This is a genomic window from Methylobacterium fujisawaense, assembly GCF_014138435.1.
Classification (GTDB): Bacteria; Pseudomonadota; Alphaproteobacteria; order Rhizobiales; family Beijerinckiaceae; genus Methylobacterium; species Methylobacterium fujisawaense.
In genome coordinates, this window is sequence record NZ_JACJIM010000001.1 from 587,573 (window position 1) to 604,286 (window position 16,714).

The 16,714-nt window shown below is 71.0% G+C and carries 17 protein-coding genes; 10 read left to right on the forward strand and 7 right to left on the reverse strand.

Features of this window, described 5'->3' with window-relative positions; genetic code table 11:
• Nucleotide 1: 1 nt before the first annotated feature.
• From GGQ91_RS02830 to GGQ91_RS02860, 7 genes are all read left to right on the forward strand, one after another.
• On the forward strand, nt 2-2,383 hold the full coding sequence (locus GGQ91_RS02830) for an ATP-dependent helicase (protein ID WP_043389230.1): 2,382 nt from the start codon (nt 2-4) through the stop codon (nt 2,381-2,383).
• 419 nt (nt 2,384-2,802) lie between these two features.
• On the forward strand, nt 2,803-3,519 hold the full coding sequence (locus tag GGQ91_RS02835) for a PhoH family protein (protein WP_012321860.1): 717 nt from the start codon (nt 2,803-2,805) through the stop codon (nt 3,517-3,519).
• A 133-nt stretch (nt 3,520-3,652) separates the two neighbouring features.
• Nucleotides 3,653-3,901 (forward strand): hypothetical protein, encoded by a 249-nt coding sequence (locus tag GGQ91_RS02840; RefSeq protein ID WP_043346996.1) that lies wholly within the window; start codon nt 3,653-3,655, stop codon nt 3,899-3,901.
• Nucleotides 3,902-4,049: 148 nt separating this feature from the next.
• Nucleotides 4,050-4,334 carry an accessory factor UbiK family protein gene (locus GGQ91_RS02845; RefSeq protein ID WP_043346993.1) on the forward strand — a complete coding sequence of 95 codons (285 nt, stop codon included), beginning with the start codon at nt 4,050-4,052 and terminating at the stop codon, nt 4,332-4,334.
• A 290-nt stretch (nt 4,335-4,624) separates the two neighbouring features.
• Nucleotides 4,625-5,134 carry a type III secretion system chaperone family protein gene (locus GGQ91_RS02850; protein ID WP_043346992.1) on the forward strand — a complete coding sequence of 170 codons (510 nt, stop codon included), beginning with the start codon at nt 4,625-4,627 and terminating at the stop codon, nt 5,132-5,134.
• An 8-nt stretch (nt 5,135-5,142) separates the two neighbouring features.
• Nucleotides 5,143-5,952, forward strand: coding sequence for a pyrroline-5-carboxylate reductase (gene proC / locus GGQ91_RS02855; protein ID WP_053609270.1), 810 nt, complete (start codon nt 5,143-5,145; stop codon nt 5,950-5,952).
• A gap of 102 nt (nt 5,953-6,054) precedes the next feature.
• Nucleotides 6,055-6,876 (forward strand): TetR/AcrR family transcriptional regulator, encoded by an 822-nt coding sequence (locus GGQ91_RS02860; protein ID WP_182591296.1) that lies wholly within the window; start codon nt 6,055-6,057, stop codon nt 6,874-6,876.
• A 13-nt stretch (nt 6,877-6,889) separates the two neighbouring features.
• On the opposite strand, the gene GGQ91_RS02865 is transcribed toward GGQ91_RS02860, so the two are convergent.
• Both GGQ91_RS02865 and GGQ91_RS02870 read right to left on the reverse strand, forming a co-directional pair.
• Nucleotides 6,890-8,836, reverse strand: a complete 1,947-nt coding sequence (locus GGQ91_RS02865) for a methyl-accepting chemotaxis protein (protein ID WP_182591297.1) — start codon at nt 8,834-8,836, stop codon at nt 6,890-6,892.
• 540 nt (nt 8,837-9,376) lie between these two features.
• On the reverse strand, nt 9,377-9,811 hold the full coding sequence (locus GGQ91_RS02870; RefSeq protein ID WP_043346983.1) for a response regulator: 435 nt from the start codon (nt 9,809-9,811) through the stop codon (nt 9,377-9,379).
• 228 nt (nt 9,812-10,039) lie between these two features.
• Between GGQ91_RS02870 and argJ the strand changes: the two genes are divergently transcribed.
• Genes argJ through GGQ91_RS02885 form a run of 3 tightly spaced genes read left to right on the forward strand, consistent with a single transcriptional unit; the run spans nt 10,040 to nt 12,428 of the window.
• On the forward strand, nt 10,040-11,290 hold the full coding sequence (gene argJ, locus GGQ91_RS02875) for a bifunctional glutamate N-acetyltransferase/amino-acid acetyltransferase ArgJ (RefSeq protein WP_043346982.1): 1,251 nt from the start codon (nt 10,040-10,042) through the stop codon (nt 11,288-11,290).
• Nucleotides 11,287-12,003: an SIMPL domain-containing protein gene (locus tag GGQ91_RS02880; RefSeq protein WP_043346980.1), complete on the forward strand. Its 717-nt coding sequence runs from the start codon at nt 11,287-11,289 to the stop codon at nt 12,001-12,003. The genes argJ and GGQ91_RS02880 overlap by 4 nt, the downstream gene beginning before the upstream one ends.
• Nucleotides 12,000-12,428, forward strand: a complete 429-nt coding sequence (locus tag GGQ91_RS02885) for a (deoxy)nucleoside triphosphate pyrophosphohydrolase (RefSeq protein WP_043346979.1) — start codon at nt 12,000-12,002, stop codon at nt 12,426-12,428. Before GGQ91_RS02880 ends, GGQ91_RS02885 begins: the two co-directional genes overlap by 4 nt.
• A 170-nt stretch (nt 12,429-12,598) precedes the next feature.
• Here GGQ91_RS02885 and GGQ91_RS02890 read toward each other — a convergent pair whose 3' ends face one another.
• The 5 genes from GGQ91_RS02890 to GGQ91_RS02910 all read right to left on the reverse strand — a co-directional run bounded on the left by GGQ91_RS02890 (nt 12,599) and on the right by GGQ91_RS02910 (nt 16,608).
• Nucleotides 12,599-13,576, reverse strand: coding sequence for a Gfo/Idh/MocA family protein (locus tag GGQ91_RS02890; RefSeq protein ID WP_179697604.1), 978 nt, complete (start codon nt 13,574-13,576; stop codon nt 12,599-12,601).
• A gap of 100 nt (nt 13,577-13,676) precedes the next feature.
• Complete coding sequence (locus GGQ91_RS02895) at nt 13,677-14,498, reverse strand: alpha/beta fold hydrolase (protein ID WP_043346975.1); 822 nt, start codon at nt 14,496-14,498, stop codon at nt 13,677-13,679.
• A 37-nt stretch (nt 14,499-14,535) separates the two neighbouring features.
• Nucleotides 14,536-14,946: a DoxX family protein gene (locus tag GGQ91_RS02900; protein WP_043388964.1), complete on the reverse strand. Its 411-nt coding sequence runs from the start codon at nt 14,944-14,946 to the stop codon at nt 14,536-14,538.
• A 34-nt stretch (nt 14,947-14,980) separates the two neighbouring features.
• Nucleotides 14,981-15,613, reverse strand: a complete 633-nt coding sequence (locus GGQ91_RS02905; RefSeq protein ID WP_182591298.1) for an alpha/beta hydrolase — start codon at nt 15,611-15,613, stop codon at nt 14,981-14,983.
• 71 nt (nt 15,614-15,684) lie between these two features.
• The gene (locus tag GGQ91_RS02910) at nt 15,685-16,608 is read right to left on the reverse strand and encodes a ring-cleaving dioxygenase (RefSeq protein ID WP_043346971.1); all 924 of its coding nucleotides are present in this window, start codon (nt 16,606-16,608) and stop codon (nt 15,685-15,687) included.
• Nucleotides 16,609-16,714 lie beyond the last annotated feature (106 nt).

The following is a 16,714-nucleotide window of genomic DNA, read 5'->3' on the forward strand; positions in this document are numbered from 1 at the left end:
GATGCAGAACCGCCCGCAAGCGCAGCCCGCCGGGGACGGCGCGCCCGCCACGTCCATCACCGCCCGCGCCATGGGCGCCCTCCGCCGCGACGCCGCCGGCTATCTCGAGGGGCTCAATCCCGAGCAGCGCCGCGCCGTCGAGACCACGGAGGGCCCGATCCTCGTGCTGGCCGGCGCCGGCACCGGCAAGACCCGGGTGCTGACCACCCGCATCGCCCACCTGATCGCCACCGGGCGGGCGCGCCCCTTCGACATCCTGGCGGTGACCTTCACCAACAAGGCCGCCCGGGAGATGAAGCACCGGATCGGCACGCTGATCGGCCCCGCCGGCGAGGGCATGCCCTGGCTCGGCACCTTCCACGCCATCGGCACCAAGATCCTGCGCCGCCACGCCGAGCTGGTTGGGCTCAAATCCGACTTCACCATCCTGGGCACCGACGACCAGCTCCGGCTGATGAAGCAGGTGATCGCCGACCAGAACGTCGACGAGAAGCGCTGGCCGGCCCGGGCCCTGTCCCACGCCATCGACGGCTGGAAGAACCGCGGCCTCGGCCCCGAGCAGGTGCCCCCGGGCGAGGCTGCCTCGTTCGCCTTCGGAAAGGGCGGCGCGCTCTACACCGCCTACCAGGCCCGGCTCGCGACGCTAAACGCCGTCGATTTCGGCGATCTCCTGCTGCTCTGCCTCAAGCTCTGGCGGGAGAACCCCGACGTCCTGGCCAATTACCAGGACCGGTTCCGCTACATCCTGGTGGACGAGTACCAAGACACCAACGTCGCGCAGTACCTGTGGCTGCGCCTGCTGGCGCAACAGCGCAAGAACATCGCCTGCGTGGGCGACGACGACCAGTCGATCTACGGCTGGCGCGGCGCCGAGGTCGACAACATCCTGCGCTTCGAGCACGATTTCCCCGGCGCGGTGGTGGTGCGGCTGGAGCGCAACTACCGCTCCACCGGCCATATCCTCGCCGCCGCCTCGGGGCTGATCGCCAAGAACGAGAGCCGCCTCGGCAAGACCCTGCGCACCGACGACGAGCCGGGCGAGCGCGTCACCGTCACGGGCGCCTGGGATTCCGAGGAGGAGGCGCGGATGCTCGCCGAATCGATCGAATCCCTCCAGGTGAAGCAGCATCCCCTGTCGGAGATCGCCGTGCTGGTGCGGATTTCCGCGCAGATGCGCGAGATCGAGGATCGGTTCGTCCAGCTCGGCCTGCCCTATCGGGTCATCGGCGGCCCGCGCTTCTACGAGCGCGCCGAGATCCGCGACGCCCTGGCGTATCTGCGCGCCACCGTGAATGTCAGCGACGACCTCGCCTTCGAGCGGATCGTGAACACGCCCAAGCGCGGCCTGGGCGACGCCACCCTGCAGCAGCTCCACACCTACGGCCGTGCCAACCGGCTGCCCCTGCGGATCGCCGCCGAGCGCCTGTGCGAGACCGACGAGCTGAAGCCCCGCGTCCGCTCGACCCTGCGGGCGCTCACCGAGAGCTTCGCACGGTGGGCGCGACTGGTGGAGGCGCAGCCGCACAGCGAGGTCGCGCAGACGATCCTCGAGGAATCCGGCTACACCGAGATGTGGCAGAAGGACCGCTCGGCCGACGCCGCCGGCCGGCTGGAGAACCTGAAGGAATTCGTCCGCTCCATGGAGGAATTCCCGGACCTCGCGGCCTTCCTGGAGCACGTCTCCCTGGTGATGGAGGCCTCCGAGGCCGAGGGCGCCGAGCGGGTCTCGCTGATGACGCTCCACGCCGCCAAGGGGCTCGAATTCGACACCGTGTTCCTCCCCGGCTGGGAGGACGGCCTGTTCCCGAACCAGCGGGCGCTGGACGAGAGCGGCCGCGCCGGCCTGGAGGAGGAGCGGCGCCTCGCCCATGTGGGCCTGACCCGGGCGCGCAAGCGGGCGAAGCTGTCCTTCGCGGTCAACCGGCGCATCCACGGGCTCTGGTCGTCGACCATCCCGTCGCGGTTCATCGACGAGTTGCCCGAGACCGCCGTCGACGTGGTCGAGGCCCCCGCCCACTTCTCGGCCGGCGCCTCGCGGTTCGACCGCAACCCGGCGCCGTTCGGATCGAGCTACGGCACGCCGGGGTGGCAGCGGGCGCAGGCCAACACCGCGCCGGGTGGCCGGTCCGGGTCCGGCGGCGGCTTCCGGTCGGCGGGCCCGGGGGGCCGCTCCGGCGGCCAGTCCGGCGGACCTCGCCAGATCGAGGGCGAGCTGATCGCCAAGTCGACGGGCGCGCCCTCGGCCTTCCAGGCCGGCCAGCGGGTCTTCCACACCAAGTTCGGGCCCGGAACGGTCGCGGGCGTCGATGGCAACAAGCTCACCGTTGACTTCGACAAGGCCGGCCAGAAAATGGTGCTCGACAGCTTCATCCAGGCCGGGTGAGGCCCGTCCCGCCGACCAAGCCCGGACGTTTCAGGGCGGCAGGGTCGGCCGGCTTCGCCCCTGCGGGCGGGGAGGATCGTGATCGTGCCGGATGCCGCGTCATCGCGTCTCCCCCGTCCCGAACCTGATGCATCCGCGCCAGCCGCGCGGCTTTTTCGAAGCCCCCTTGCCCACCGTCACCCCTTGGTCACACCCGGCGCGCATTCGTCGGATGCGAATCGCACTGGTGCGCCAGTTGCATCGTGTATTCGGCCGCGCACGGATCGTCGTGACGCTCTCCACAGGCGGACGAGCGCGGGGCGGAACCTTCGGCCTGGGGCCGGTATTAAGTTTCGCAAACGAATAGAACCGGGAGCACGCAGGTAAACGGCAGTTCAGATACAGATCCAGGTTGGCTAGTCCCGTTGGAGTGTACATCCATGAAGAGACGCCGCGCACGACTTGAACTGGTTGAAGACCGCACGTCCCGCATTCACCGCACACGCTTCGACGAAGAACGCAACCTCGCGCCCATCCAGCCGCTCACCGAACGCCAGGCCGAGTATCTCGACGCCCTCGCCCGCTCCCCGCAGGTCATCGTCCTGGGGCCGGCCGGCACCGGAAAGACCTTCATCGCCGGCACCCGCGCGGCGGACCAGCTCCGCCAGCGCCGGATCGCCAAGGTCGTCATCACCCGCCCGAACGTGCCCTCGGGCCGGTCCCTCGGCTACTTCCCCGGCACGCTGGAAGAGAAGATCGCCCCCTGGGTCGCCCCGCTGACCGAGGCCATGAAGGAGCGCATGGGCGCCGCCGCCTTCGAGATCGCCCTCAAGACCGGCGACATCGAGATCGTCCCCTTCGAGGTGATGCGCGGGCGGACCTTCAAGAATTGCCTCGTGATCCTCGACGAGGCCCAGAACACCACGATCAACGAGATCAAGATGTTCCTGACCCGGATCGGCGACGATTGTCAGGTCATCATCAACGGCGATGTGTCGCAGACCGACCTGCGCGAGACCTCGGGCCTGCGCACCGTCATGCACATGGTCAAGAGCCGGATGATGCCGATCCCGGTGGTGGAGTTCACCCGCAACGACATCGTGCGTTCGGGAATCTGTGCCGAATGGGTGAAGGCCTTCGAGGAAACGAATCTCTGACTTGGCAGTTGATGGCGGCGGGTCCTCGCAGACCCGCCGTGCCGCCCCGCGGCACGAGACGACTCTCCGCACCTCCCGTCCGGGAGGAGGAACCGGGCACCCGACCCGGCCACCAGAAAATTGGAGTCTCCTCGTGAGGAAACTGACCTTCGCCTTTGCCGTGCTGGCCTCCCTGGGCGGCGCCGCCCTCGTCCAGCCGGCCTCGGCGGCTCCGGCGATGCCCGGCGCCGTCACGGCGCCCGACGCCGTGACCCATGTCCGCATGACCCCGATGGAGCACCGCATGATGCACCGCCGGATGGAGCGCCGCATGATGCACCGCCGGATGGAGCGCCGCATGATGCATCACCGCATGCATCGCCGCATGATGCGCCACATGTGATCAGCCGGCGAAGCGGGGGCCTCGCGCCTCCGCCTCGCCGTCCCGGACCGACCGGGCGTTGCTCCCCATCGCGAAGATTCCTATTTCGTCCTCTCGAATCGCGCCGTCAGGCGGCCGCCGCGGCAGCCGGCCGATCCGGGAGACCTCGATGCCCCCCTCCAATCGACTGTTCGACGACCTCGCCCGCCTGATGACCGACGCGGCCGGCGCCGCGCAGGGCGTCCGCCGCGAGGCGGAGACCGTGGCCCGGGCGCAGCTCGAACGCGTCATCCGCGACCTCGACATCGCCTCGCGCGAGGAGCTCGACGTGCTCCGCGACCTCGTGACTCAGCTGCAGGCGCAGAACGAGGCCCTGTCGGCCCGTATTGCGGCCCTGGAGGCGAAATCCGGTGCCGCCGGAGCGGGCGCCGCGGGCCTGAGTGAGGCCGTCTGAGTCTCCGCGGCAACGCCCCCGGCTTTTACACAGGAAGCCGCGGCGACGATCCGGTTTCCTGTTCACCGATTGTGACCTGCACTTTGTGTCGCGAGTCACGGCCGGTCTATAGTCGGGCATAGGGTGATTCGGGGGCTGCAGGGCGATGTCCGCAGAGCTTCGACAGTCGATCGCATCACCACCGGCCTAGATCTGCCGATCGTTCCAGTTCTCGGAGTGTTCTCACGCTCCGGTTTCGCGTCACCGTCACGTCGGGCCGGATCTCGTCCGGGCCGTCCTTTTGGATCGTCATGCCGCTTCTCAACGTCGACTTCCACGACCCGGACCGGAACGAGCATCCGCTCGACGTCGTCGAGCGGCTGGCCTCCCTGCGCGATTGGATCTTCGACCGGGCCGAGACCGACGAGATGTCGGTCACGAGCCCCGGCCGGTGGACCGACTACAACGTGGCCTTCACCTGGATCGAGGATGTCGAGGCGCTTCACGTCGCCTGCGCCTTCGACCTCAAGGTGCAGGAGCGGCAGCGCACCGAGGTGATGCGCCTGATCGCGATGATCAATGAACAACTGTGGGTCGGCCATTTCGACCTTTGGACCACCGACAATGTCGTGATGTTCCGGCACGCCCTGCTGCTGACGGGGGGCGCGGTGCCGACCCACCCGCAATGCGCCACCATGATGAAGACCGCGGTGGACGCCTGCGAACGCTACTTCCAGGCGTTCCAGTTCGTGCTCTGGGCCGGCAAGAGCGCCCGCGAAGCGCTGGACGCTGTCCTGTTCGAGACCGAAGGCGAGGCGTGACCGGCCCGATGCCGATGCCCGCCTCGCTGGTCCTGGCCGGGGCCGGCAAGATGGGCGGCGCGATGCTGGCGGGCTGGCTGGATGCTGGCCTCGACCCGCGCCGGACAACGATCATCGACCCCGTGCCGTCCGGCGCGATCGTGGACCTCTGCACCGAACGGGGCATCGCCCTGAACCCCCCGGCCCCCGAGCCCGGCGCCGTTCTGGTCCTCGGCATCAAGCCGCAGGGTCTGGAGACGGCCGCCCCGGGGCTCGACCGGCTGATCGGCCGCGACACGCTCCTCGTCTCGATCCTGGCGGGCAAGACCATCGCGGATCTCCGCGCCCGCCTGCCGCGGGCGCGGGCCGTCGTCCGGGCCATGCCGAACCTGCCGGCGAGCATCGGCCGGGGCGCCACCGGCGCCTGCGCGAATCCCGAGGTCACGCCCGCGCAGCGCGCGGCCGCCGAGGCGCTGTTCGCGGCGAACGGCACGGTGGCGTGGCTCACCGACGAGGCGCAGATCGACGCCGTGACGGCGGTCTCGGGCTCCGGGCCGGCCTACGTGTTCCTGCTCGCCGAGACCCTGGCGGATGCCGGCATCGCGGCCGGCCTGGATCCCGACGTGGCCCGCAGCCTCGCCCGGGCGACGGTGGCGGGGGCCGGTGCGCTCCTCGACGCGGACCCCGCCGAGGCGGCGGACTTGCGCCGCAACGTCACCTCCCCCGGCGGCACCACGGCGGCGGCCCTCGACGTGCTGATGCGGCCGGACGGCCTCGGCGCGCTGATGCGGGAGGCCGTGGCGGCGGCCCGCAGACGGGCGGAGGACCTCGCCGGCTGACACGGTGCGGCGTCCGTGCGGCATGGCCGCGCGACGGCCCTGCCCTTCGCCGCCGGCTCGCCTACATGAGGCGTCACGACCGACAGACCGGGCGACCGATCCATGACCGAGAGCAGAGCCACTTCCAAGCGTCCCCGCAAGGGCGCGACGTCCCCCAAGGCGAGCAGCGCCCCCGAGAGCGCCGCCCCCGCGGCCTCCGCTCAGGATGGCGCGGCGCGGAGCGCCGGTGCGGCGCCGGAGGATAGCGCGCCGAAGCTGCCGCCCCGGGAGGCCGCCGTCGAGGCTCTGATGCGGCTCGCCGCCGAGCAGCCCTGGAACGACATCGAGGTGAGCGACATCGCCCGGGAGGCGGGTCTGACGCTCGCCGAACTGCGCGACCTGTTCCCGTCGAAGGGCGCCGTGCTCGGCGGCCTGACCCGCATCATCGACCGCAAGGTCCTGGAGGGCGATCTCGCCGGCCTCGAGGAGGAGCCCACCCGCGAGCGGCTGTTCGACGTTCTGATGCGCCGCATCGATGCGATGGAGCCCTACAAGCCCGCCCTGCGCCGGATCGCCTACGCGCTGCGCGGCGAGCCGCTGTCGATGCTGGCGCTGAACGGCGTGATGCTGAACTCGCACCGTTACATGCTGGCGGCGGCCGGGATCGACACCGAAGGCCCCCTCGGACAGCTCAAGCTGCAGGGCGTGGTCATCGCTTTCGCCCGCGTGACCCAGGTCTGGCTCGACGACGACGACCCGGCCCTGGCCCGGACGATGGCGAAGCTCGACAAGGAAATCCGCAACGGCGAGCGCGTCATGGAACGCGCCGAGGATGTCCGTCGGTTGACGGCGCCCCTGCGCGCCCTCGGCCGCTCCTTCCTCGATCGACGCCCCCGCGAGCGGCGGACGCGCGACGGCGACGAGACCGACACCGCCGCCATCTAGGCCGCCCTGGCCTTCACGCCGCCTGTATGTCGTCGAGGAAGCTGTCGACCTCGCGCTTGACCGTCAATGACTGGGTGGCAAGCTCGGACGCAGCGCTCTGGACCTGCGCGGCTGCGCTGCCGGTCTCGCGGGCGGCGGCCAGCACGCGCGTGACGTTGGCCGACACATTCTCCGTGCCCCGCGCCGCTTCACCGGCATTGCGCGAGATCTCGCTCGTGGCGGCCGTCTGCTGCACCACCGTCGCGGCGATGGCGCCGCTGATCTCGTTCACGGCGGCGATCGTGCGGCCGATCTGGGCCATCGCCTCCGCGGCCTGCCCCGAGGCCGCCTGGATCGCGGCGATCTGGCCGCCGATCTCCTCGGTGGCCCGCGCCGTCTGCGAAGCGAGCTCCTTCACTTCGGAGGCCACGACGGCGAAGCCGCGCCCCGCCTCGCCGGCCCGCGCCGCCTCGATGGTGGCGTTGAGGGCCAGCAGGTTGGTCTGGTTCGCGATGCCGGAGATCATGATCACGGCAGCGCCGATCTGCTCGGCGGCGGCGCGCAGGCTCGCCATGGCGGCGTTGGTCGCCTCGGCCTCGTGGGCGGCGTGACCGGCCACCTCGTTGGAGCGCACGACCTGCCGCTCGATCTCCTGAAGCGAGGAGACCATCTCCTCGGCGGCCGCCGCGACGGTCTGGACATTGGCCGAGGTCTGCGCGGCGGCCGAGCTCGACGTCACCGCCTGACTGTTGGTGTTGTCGGCCACCCGGGTCATCGCCTGCGCGGTCGCGTCGAGTTCGCTGGTCGCCGCCGTGACGATGGCGAGCGAGGCGGCGATCTTCGCCTGGAAGGCTTGGACGCGCTGCTCGACCCGCTCGGCCCGGCGCAGGCGAGCCTCCCGTTCGGCGGCCTGCGCCGCCTCGAGTTCCGCTCGGGCGACCGCGTTCTGCCGGAAGATGTCGACGGCCTTGGCCATCGCGCCCATCTCGTCGGCCGCGTCGCGGTACGGCACCACGACCTGAAGGTCGCCGCCGGCCAGCCGCGTCATCGCCTCCGTCATGCCGGCGATCGGCCGGATGATGCTGCGGGCCAGCATGAAGGCCAGGACGCCCCCGAGGAGCAGGGCCGCGCCGACGAGGCCGATCAGGATGTAGCGGGCCCGTGACGCGGCCGACGCGGTCTCCCGGGAAATCCTCTCGCCGGCGGCCACGATCCGGTCGCGCAGCGCGATGCCGAGCCGTTCGATCGCGTCGGTGTGGGGCTTGATCCCGGTTTCGAACGTCGCCTTTGCCGAAGCCACCGCCTGATCGTACGCACGGAAGCCGGTCGCGGCGGCGACCAGCGCGTCGCGAACGGCCCTGACCTGCTGCGCGAAGACCGCGCCGCCCTGCGTGTCCTTGAACGCATCCAGGACCGCCAGAGCCTGCTCGACCCGCTGCTCGAAGGTGCTGCGGTCCTGCGGATCCAGGCCGATCACGAAGCGGGCCGATGCGATGCGGGACCGCAGGACGGCATTCTCGATGTGCTCGATCCGCGCCAGCATTGCCTCGCCGCCTCGGGCGCGCACGTCCGCGAGCAGGTTTCCGAGAAGAACGGTGAGTGTATTGCCGGTCTCGTAGAGTTTCGCCCTGGCTTCACGCAGGGTCGCGCCCGAGGCCGCGAGGCGCTCCAGCTCCGGCTTCATCGCGCGGGCGGCTTCCCGCACGTCGTCGTACAGCTTCCGCCCGCCGTCGGTCATGGCCAGCGAGAAGTACTTGTCGCAGGTCTGCTCGATCGCCCGCCGGGCCTGCTCCATCGCGACGATCAGATCGGGATCCGGCTGGATCCGGTACCGTTCGGCGGTTCCGATGAGGCGTGCGGCGTGACCGTCGATCATCAGGACCGATTGCGCACCCCGCTCCACCCGCTCCCGGAGCGCGTGGTCTTCGCTGATCACTCCTTGCTGGTAGATCGCGAATGCACCGATGATACCCGTGATCATGACGAGCATCGCAAATCCCGCGTAGAGGCGAGAGCGTATCCCAGTTCTCACAGGCGCATCTTCCACAGAACAGGCCAAGTTCTCGGCCGAACGATAGACGCAGCAATCATGACAACATCGTGTCACGCAATCAAGTTCAACTTGTACTATAGATATTTGGCGGCAATATCTCGAGATATATTTGATATTCAGGCCAGGCAAGTCAGCCGCAGACGCAGGGCGGCACGCGCAAACGGCAATCGGGGCGTTCTCGTCGCGATGGACCAGTTCTGACAACGCGTCCTGGGCTGCCAGAAAGCTTCGCCTTGCGCGTGTCCGCTGCTGAGCCGCGCTAAGACTGCGCGCTCATCCCTCTTTCACCGGATCACGCGGCCGCTGCATTTGGATTGCCGTGCGGCCCGGCCTGCGTTGCTGACATCGAGCGGGCCGTCCCGATTGCAACAGTCCCGAACCGGCACGGAGGCGCGGCAACGTCGTGAGTCGCGTCGGCCGCGATTCGCTCGACGCCTTGCGAGGCCCCTCAGGCCGTCGCGCCGGACCTCAGGCCGCGCGGTTCGCCAGCGCCTCGCGCATCATCGTGGCGACCATGCCGTTCTGAAGCTGGTCGCGCGGGACGCGCAGCGCGTCGGGCACGCGGGCCGACGCCTCCGGCTCCATCGCGTCCACCGGGTCGCTGGCGAGGATGATGCGCAGGGCCGGGCGCAGGGCCCGCGCCTCGACGGCGAGCTGCGCGCAGCACAATCCCCCCTGGAGCGCGGTATCCACCACGATCACATCCACGGGGAGGCCGAGGGCCAGCACCGTCATGGCGTCGACGCCGCGATCGCAGGCGGTGACCTGATAACCCAGCATCCGGACTTGCGCGGAGACCTCGTCGCGCCAGCGCTTGTGGCAGCCGACCACCAGAACCTGGATTCGATAGCAGCTGCCCTGGGGAAGGCTGCCCGAGGCAGTCTCGACGTCGGCTGGGGGCATTCCGCACTCGACCTCGCGCTGACTTTGCGATGCAGCATGCTAGGCTGGGATGCAATCCACACGCAAGCCCGACGCCGTGATACCGCCGTATTCGGCGCCGTCGGTGCACAAAACCGAAGCAGCTCGAAGCGTGGCCATAGGCTGAGCACACGGTTGACGCCGCAGGGGTCGCGCGGGCAACACCGGGCGGCCGCGGAACCTGAGCCGCGCGTGCCGGAGCCTGAGCCGATGTCATCCGCGAAAGCCCCTCCCGTCTCCCCGCTGGCGCCCACCGCGATGCCCGAGCTGCCCCCCCTGCCGGGCGTGCGCATCGCCACCGCTCAGGCGGGGATCCGCTACAGCGGCCGAACCGACGTGCTCTACGTCGCGCTGGAATCCGGCACCCGGGCCGCGGGGGTGTTCACCCGGTCGAAATGTCCCTCGGCGCCGGTGGATTGGTGTCGCGACGCCCTGGCCGACGGATCCGCGCGGGCGCTGGTGGTCAATTCGGGCAACGCCAACGCCTTCACGGGCCGGCTCGGACGCGACGCGGTGGCGCGCACCGTCGAGATCGCCGCGCAGGCGGCGGGCTGCCGCACGGGGGAGGTGTACGTGGCGTCGACCGGCGTGATCGGCGAGCCGCTTCCGGCGGAGCGGTTCGAGGGCGTGCTCGCGGAGTGCGCGGCCCGGGCCGAGGATGGACCGGCCGCCTGGAATGCGGCGGCCCGCGCGATCATGACCACCGACACGTTCCCGAAGCTCGCCACCCGCACGGCCGAGATCGCCGGCGTGCCCGTGACCATCAACGGGATCGCCAAGGGCGCCGGCATGATCGCCCCCGACATGGCGACGATGCTGTCCTTCGTCTTCACCGACGCGGCCCTGCCGCAGGACGTGCTGCAGGCGCTCCTCTCGGCGGGCACGAAGACGAGCTTCAACTGCGTGACGGTGGACGGCGACACGTCCACCTCCGACACGCTGATGCTGTTCGCCACCGCCAGGGCCGGCCATCCGGCGATCACGGATCCCGCCGACCCGCGTCTTGCCGGCTTCCGGGAGGCGCTCGACGGCCTGCTGATCGAGCTGGCCCAGCTCGTCGCCAAGGATGGTGAGGGCGCGCGCAAGTTCGTCACCGTGCGGGTCACCGGCGCCGAGAGCGACGCCTCCGCGCACCGCATCGCGATGTCGATCGCCAACTCGCCGCTGGTGAAGACCGCGGTGGCCGGCGAGGATGCCAATTGGGGCCGCGTCGTGATGGCCGTGGGCAAGGCCGGCGAGCCCGCCGACCGCGACCGGCTCGCGATCTGGTTCGGCGACGTCCGGGTGGCCGTCCAGGGCGCCCGCGACCCCGATTACAGCGAAGCGGCTGCCAGCGCCGTGATGCGCGAACCGGAGATCGAGATCCGGGTCGATCTCGGCCTGGGCGACGGCAATGCCCGCGTCTGGACCTGCGACCTGACCAAGGCCTATGTCGAGATCAACGGGGATTACCGCTCGTGAGGGCCATCCTGTCCGGCGCCCTGCTGGTCACGGTCCTGGCGGCCCCGGTTCAGGCCGACGACGCGGCGTGCAAGCGGCATATCAGCGTCGTCGGACGCGCGGCGGAGACGCGGGCACCGGACTTCGCCGAGGTGACCGTCGGCATTGAGGCGCGCGCCGCGACCGCGGCAGCCGCCCTCGACGCGGCCTCGAAGGCGGTGTCCGGCGTCTCGGCGCAGGCCCGTGCCCTCGGGGTCCCGCCGGCCGATATCGGGACGGCCGCCGTCACCCTGCAGACGGCGACCCGCACCGTCGCCCGGCCCGGAGGCGCCGTGACCGAGGAGCCCGACGGCTACCGCGCCAGCAACCTCGTCACGGTCCGCCTCGCCGATATGGACCGCCTCGGCGACCTTCTCCGGCAAGCACTGGACTCCGGGGCGAACCGCATCGACGGCGTGAGCTTCGGACTGCGCGACCCGGACAAGAGCGAAGCAGCCCTTCAGGTCGCGGCGACCCGGGACGCCCGGAGCCGGGCCGAGGCGCTCGCCGAGGCGGTCGGGGCCAAGCTCGGCGCGCTCTGCACGCTGACCACCACGGTCGGGACACCGTACCGCCCGGCGCTGGAGATGGCCCGCGCGGCACCGATGGCCGCCAAAGGGCGACGGGTGCCGATCGAGGCGGGCACGATACAGATGTCCTCCGAGGTCTCGGCCGCTTTCGCGGTGGCGCAATGAGCGGGCTCGAAGGCGGCGCGCTGCGCCTGCTCCTGGTGGTCGCCGTGGCCCTCGTCGACGTCGACGGCCGGGTGCTGGTGAGCGAGCGTCCGGCGGGCAAGCAGCTCGCCGGCCTGTGGGAGTTCCCCGGCGGCAAGGTCGAGCCCGGCGAGCGCCCCGAGCAGACCCTGATCCGGGAGCTCGCCGAGGAACTCGGCATCCGGGTCGAGGAGCCCTGCCTCGCGCCGCTGACCTTCGCCAGCCATGCCTATCCGGACTTCCACCTTTTGATGCCGCTCTACGTCTGCCGGCGCTGGACCGGCACGCCGCGCCCGATGGAGGGACAGGCGCTCAAATGGGTCCGGCCGAAGGCGCTGCGCGATCTCGCCATGCCGCCCGCCGACGCGCCGCTGATCCCGTTCCTGGTCGACCTGCTGGGAAGCTGAACGCCTCACGGTCCGGGTCGCTCGGTCCCGGTCCGCTCCGTCATCGCGAGCGCAGCGATCCAGGGTAGCGAGAGGCCAACCCGCGTCCCGCGGCCTGGATGGCCGCCCTCCGCTCGAAGACGGCGGAGCCTCGGCGGGTTCGTTCTTCGGGCGTGGCCCGCGCCCGGCCCTCACAAGGCCAGAATACCCTCTACGACCTCCTGCACGGCGAGCGCCTCCGCGAAGGTGGCGAGGGGGTGGGGTTCGCCGCGGGCCATCCGGACGACGCCCTCGAGCTGTCGCCGGAGGGTGATCGGCCGCAGCCGCTCGTTGGGGATCGCGTCCGGCTCCGGCTCGAAGCGCCCGTCGGCGCCCCGACGCTCCGCGATGGCCCAGTCGCGCAGCCGGACGGCGCCCGCATCGCCCTCCAGCGTCCACGTGTTGTGGTCGTCGGCCTCGACGCCCCCGACCCTGCCGGTCAGGGTGACGGGAATCCCACCCGCGGTGAGCGTCACGTCGATCGCGCGCTCGGACCGGCCCGACTCCGGGAACGCGATCCGTCCCGCGAGACCCTGGAGCGGGCCGAGCTGGCGGCGGGCCAGGAACAGGAAATGCGAGACCACCTCGCGGGTGAAGCCGCCCTCCGCCCGGGCGTCGAGCCAGTGCGCGGCGTCGGCCTGCCAGGGGCGCGGCCAGCGAGCGAATGCCACCGCGATGGTGAGCGCCCGGGGCGTGCCGACCGCGCCCGCCTCGATCCAGCGCTCGATCGTCGCCACGCCCGGCGACGAGGCGAACGGGAAATTGACCGCGCCGGCACCCGTGGTGTCCGCCACGAAGGCGCGGGCATCGGCCAGATCGATGGCGAGCGGCTTCTCGCAGAAGACGCTCCGGCCGGCGGCCAGGGCGGCGCGGGCATAGCCGAGATGCGAGGCGGGCGGCGAGGCGACGTAGACGCAGTCGCTGGCCGCCACGACCGCGGCGGCGTCGGCCACGCGCGGCACCGCCGGGAAGGCCGCGCCGATCCGGGCCAGGGCCTCCGGAGCCGGATCCCAGATCGCCGCGACCCGCACGGGCGAATCCGCCGCCCCGTGGATCGCGCCGAGCAGGCGCTCGCCCATGATGCCCGCGCCGATGATCCCGAGGGCGAGGGGTGCGTCGGAGGTCGGCATGCGAGGATCCGTGCGGAGGTTCGGGTCTGACGGACCGCGGCGTGCGGCCCGTCGCAGGCTTTAGGAGCCCGGACCCGCGCGGGAAAGGCCGCCGGTCTCCTCAACCTTGGATGAAGGCGAGCAGGTCTGCGCTGAGCCGGTCCTTGTGGGTGGCGGCCAGCCCGTGCGGGGCGCCCGGATACTCCTTCAGCACGGCGTTCGGCACGAGCTTGACGGCGGCGCGCGCCGCGGCGTCGATCGGCACGATCTGGTCGTCGTCGCCGTGCACGAACAGGGTCGGCACGTCGATGCGCTTCAGGTCCGCGGTAAAGTCGGTCTCCGAGAAGGCCGCCACGCAGGCGTGCACGTTCCGCAGGCCGGCCATCATGCCCTGCATCCAGAACGTGTCCCGCAGACCGTCGCTGACAGCGGCGCCCGGTCGGTTGGCGCCGTAGAAGGGGCCGCTCAGGTCCTTGAAGAACTGGGATCGGTCGCGGAGGACCGAGTCGCGGATGCCGTCGAACACCTCCCTGGGCTGGCCGCCCGGATTCGCGGGGGTCCGGACCATCTGGGGCGTCACGGCCCCGACCAGCACCGCCTTGGCGATGCGCGCCGTGCCGTGCCGCCCGATGGTGCGGGCGACCTCGCCGCCACCGGTGGAGTGGCCGACCAGCACCGCGTCGCGCAGGTCGAGATGGGCGATCAGCCCGGCGAGATCGTCCGCATAGGTGTCCATGTCGTTGCCGGACCAGGGCTGCTCGGAGCGACCGTGCCCCCGGCGGTCATGGGCGATGACCCGGAACCCGTGCTGCCCGAGGAACAGCATCTGGTCCTCCCAGGCGTCGCCGTTGAGCGGCCAGCCGTGGCTGAAGACCACCGGCTGCCCGGTGCCCCAATCCTTGAAGTAGATCTGCGTGCCGTCCTGCGTGGTGAAGTAGGGCATGGTGGTCTCCCGATAGTGGCAACAGTCGAAGGACGGGTCAGGCCCGGCCCTGCCGCGCGTCGAGGCTGAACGGACCGGCCCCGAAGGCCGCGACCTGGAGCAAGCCGCCGGCCATGGCGAGGTTCTTCAGGAAGTGGAACATCTGGTTCTGGTCGCCGAGGGCCGCGTGGAAGGTCACCGCGGTGGCGACCGCGAAGAGTGCGAGGATCAGGGCGACGAGCCGGGTGCGGTAGCCGGCGATGAGCAGCAGCCCGCCGACGACCTCCACGCTTGTCGCCGCCGCGTAGGCGAGCGGCGGCAGCGGCAGATGGGCGGCCTCGATGGTGGCGAGCGTCGCGGCGGGGGCGGCGAGCTTGCCGGCGCCACTCACGAGAAAGATCGCGCTCATCAGGACCCGGCCGGCCACCGGCAGCAGGGCGGTCGCGCCGGGAGAGGAAATCGGGGACATCGTCAATCGCTCCATCCTGTCGTCAGTTGCGGAATCAGGCCGCTTCGGGGCGTGGGAGGCTGCGAAGCCATGCGAGGGCCTGACTGACATCGGCCTGCGACAGGCCGTGGCCGGCCGGCAGGATCCTATGCTCCACGCGCGCCCCGGAGGCGGAAAGCTGCTGCGCGAGGCGCCTTGCATTCTCGACGGGTACGATCGGGTCCATCGCCCCGGAGAGGATCAGGACCGGCCGGCCCGCGAGGTCCGCGGCCGGGGGCTCGGCGAACGGCACCATCGGGCGGATCAGCACGGCACCCGTCAGGGTCTCCGGCCGGAGCATCAGCAGCGAGGCGGCGATGTTGGCGCCGTTCGAGAATCCCAAAGCCAGGGGGGCCCCGAGGCCGTACCGTGCCCGGGACGCCGCCACGAAGGCGGCGAGGTCGCCGGTGCGCCGACGGAGATCCGCCTCGTCGAAGACGCCTTCGGCCAGGCGCCGGAAGAAGCGCGGCATGCCGTTCTCGCTGACGCCGCCGCGCGGCGCGAGCAGGGCGGCCTCCGGCGCGACCATGCGGCCGAGGGGCAGGAGGTCGTTCTCGTCGCCGCCGGTCCCGTGCAGCAGCAGCAGGGGACGCGCGGTGTCGGGACCGGGCTCGAAGCGGTGGATGAAGCCGGTGGTATCCTGGGTCATGATGGCCTCACGGCTGATGGGGCGCGGTCCCGCCCCGCACGGATGCGGGGCGGGCATGATGGTGTCGCGGCTCAGGCGACCTTGGGCAGGACGGCCTCGATCTCGGCCCGGTGCGGCTCCAGGCCGGCGGGGAGCTTGAGCGCCTGGCCGAGGGCCTCGATCGGCTCGTCCACCGCGAAGCCGGGCGCGTCCGTGGCGATCTCGAACAGCACGCCGCCGGGCTCGCGGAAGTAGACCGAGCGGAAGTACTGCCGGTCGCGCTGCTCCGTGACGTGCAGGCCCCGCGCCGCGAGCGCCTGCCCCATCGCAGCCTGCGCGGCGTCGTCCGCCGCCCGGAATGCGATGTGGTGGACCGAGCCCGCCCCCGGCCGTCCGGGCAGGAAGCCGCCCACCGCCCGCAGGGTGACGAGCCCGCCGAGTTCGGCGCTGCCCGCGAAGCGGATCAGGCTGCCCTCGCGGCCGACCTCCTGCAGGCCGAGCACCTCCGTGAGGATCGCGGCCGTGGGCTCGGCCCTGTCGAGGAGCAGCGTCACCCCGTGGAGGCCGCGGATCGCGTGCTCGGCCGGTACCTCGCTCGACGCCCAGCCCTCCGCATCGCCGACATCGACGCCCACCAGGGCGAGCATCATGCCATCCGGATCGCGGAATCGCAGGGTCGGCGCGCCGAAGACCTGAACGAGCGGCTCGTGGGCGACGCCCTTCTCGATGAAGCGATGGGTCCACCAGCCGATGGAGGCGCGGGGAACCCGGAAGGCGGTCTCCTGGGTCTCGCCGATCCCGACGCGGCCCGGCGCGGCGTGCTCGATGGGGAAGAAGGTCAGGATCGTGCCCGGGCGCCCGGCCGCATCGCCGTAATACAGGTGATAGGTGCCCGGATCGTCGAAGTTGACGGTCTTCTTCACCAGACGCAGCCCGAGGACGCGGGTGTGGAAGTCGAGGTTGCGGAGGGCCGGGCCGGAGAAGGCCGTGACATGATGGAGGCCGGTCTGAACCATGGCGATGTCTCCCGACAGGCCACCGCGGAGGGCGGCGTGTTTCGATGACGGGAATGTGCCCCTTGCCATGTCTCGCGAAAATAGAAACGATGGAAACCTATCGTTT

Coding starts and splice junctions, on each gene's coding strand:
- GGQ91_RS02830 (WP_043389230.1), top strand. CDS start 2: ATGCAGAACCGCCCGCAAGCGCAGCCCGCCGGGGACGGCGCGCCCGCC.
- GGQ91_RS02910 (WP_043346971.1), bottom strand. CDS start 16,608: ATGGTTCAGACCGGCCTCCATCATGTCACGGCCTTCTCCGGCCCGGCC.
- GGQ91_RS02860 (WP_182591296.1), top strand. CDS start 6,055: ATGACCGAGAGCAGAGCCACTTCCAAGCGTCCCCGCAAGGGCGCGACG.
- GGQ91_RS02885 (WP_043346979.1), top strand. CDS start 12,000: ATGAGCGGGCTCGAAGGCGGCGCGCTGCGCCTGCTCCTGGTGGTCGCC.
- GGQ91_RS02850 (WP_043346992.1), top strand. CDS start 4,625: ATGCCGCTTCTCAACGTCGACTTCCACGACCCGGACCGGAACGAGCAT.
- GGQ91_RS02905 (WP_182591298.1), bottom strand. CDS start 15,613: ATGACCCAGGATACCACCGGCTTCATCCACCGCTTCGAGCCCGGTCCC.
- proC (WP_053609270.1), top strand. CDS start 5,143: ATGCCGATGCCCGCCTCGCTGGTCCTGGCCGGGGCCGGCAAGATGGGC.
- GGQ91_RS02865 (WP_182591297.1), bottom strand. CDS start 8,836: ATGATCACGGGTATCATCGGTGCATTCGCGATCTACCAGCAAGGAGTG.
- GGQ91_RS02845 (WP_043346993.1), top strand. CDS start 4,050: ATGCCCCCCTCCAATCGACTGTTCGACGACCTCGCCCGCCTGATGACC.
- GGQ91_RS02835 (WP_012321860.1), top strand. CDS start 2,803: ATGAAGAGACGCCGCGCACGACTTGAACTGGTTGAAGACCGCACGTCC.
- GGQ91_RS02870 (WP_043346983.1), bottom strand. CDS start 9,811: ATGCCCCCAGCCGACGTCGAGACTGCCTCGGGCAGCCTTCCCCAGGGC.
- GGQ91_RS02895 (WP_043346975.1), bottom strand. CDS start 14,498: ATGCCCTACTTCACCACGCAGGACGGCACGCAGATCTACTTCAAGGAT.
- argJ (WP_043346982.1), top strand. CDS start 10,040: ATGTCATCCGCGAAAGCCCCTCCCGTCTCCCCGCTGGCGCCCACCGCG.
- GGQ91_RS02900 (WP_043388964.1), bottom strand. CDS start 14,946: ATGTCCCCGATTTCCTCTCCCGGCGCGACCGCCCTGCTGCCGGTGGCC.
- GGQ91_RS02890 (WP_179697604.1), bottom strand. CDS start 13,576: ATGCCGACCTCCGACGCACCCCTCGCCCTCGGGATCATCGGCGCGGGC.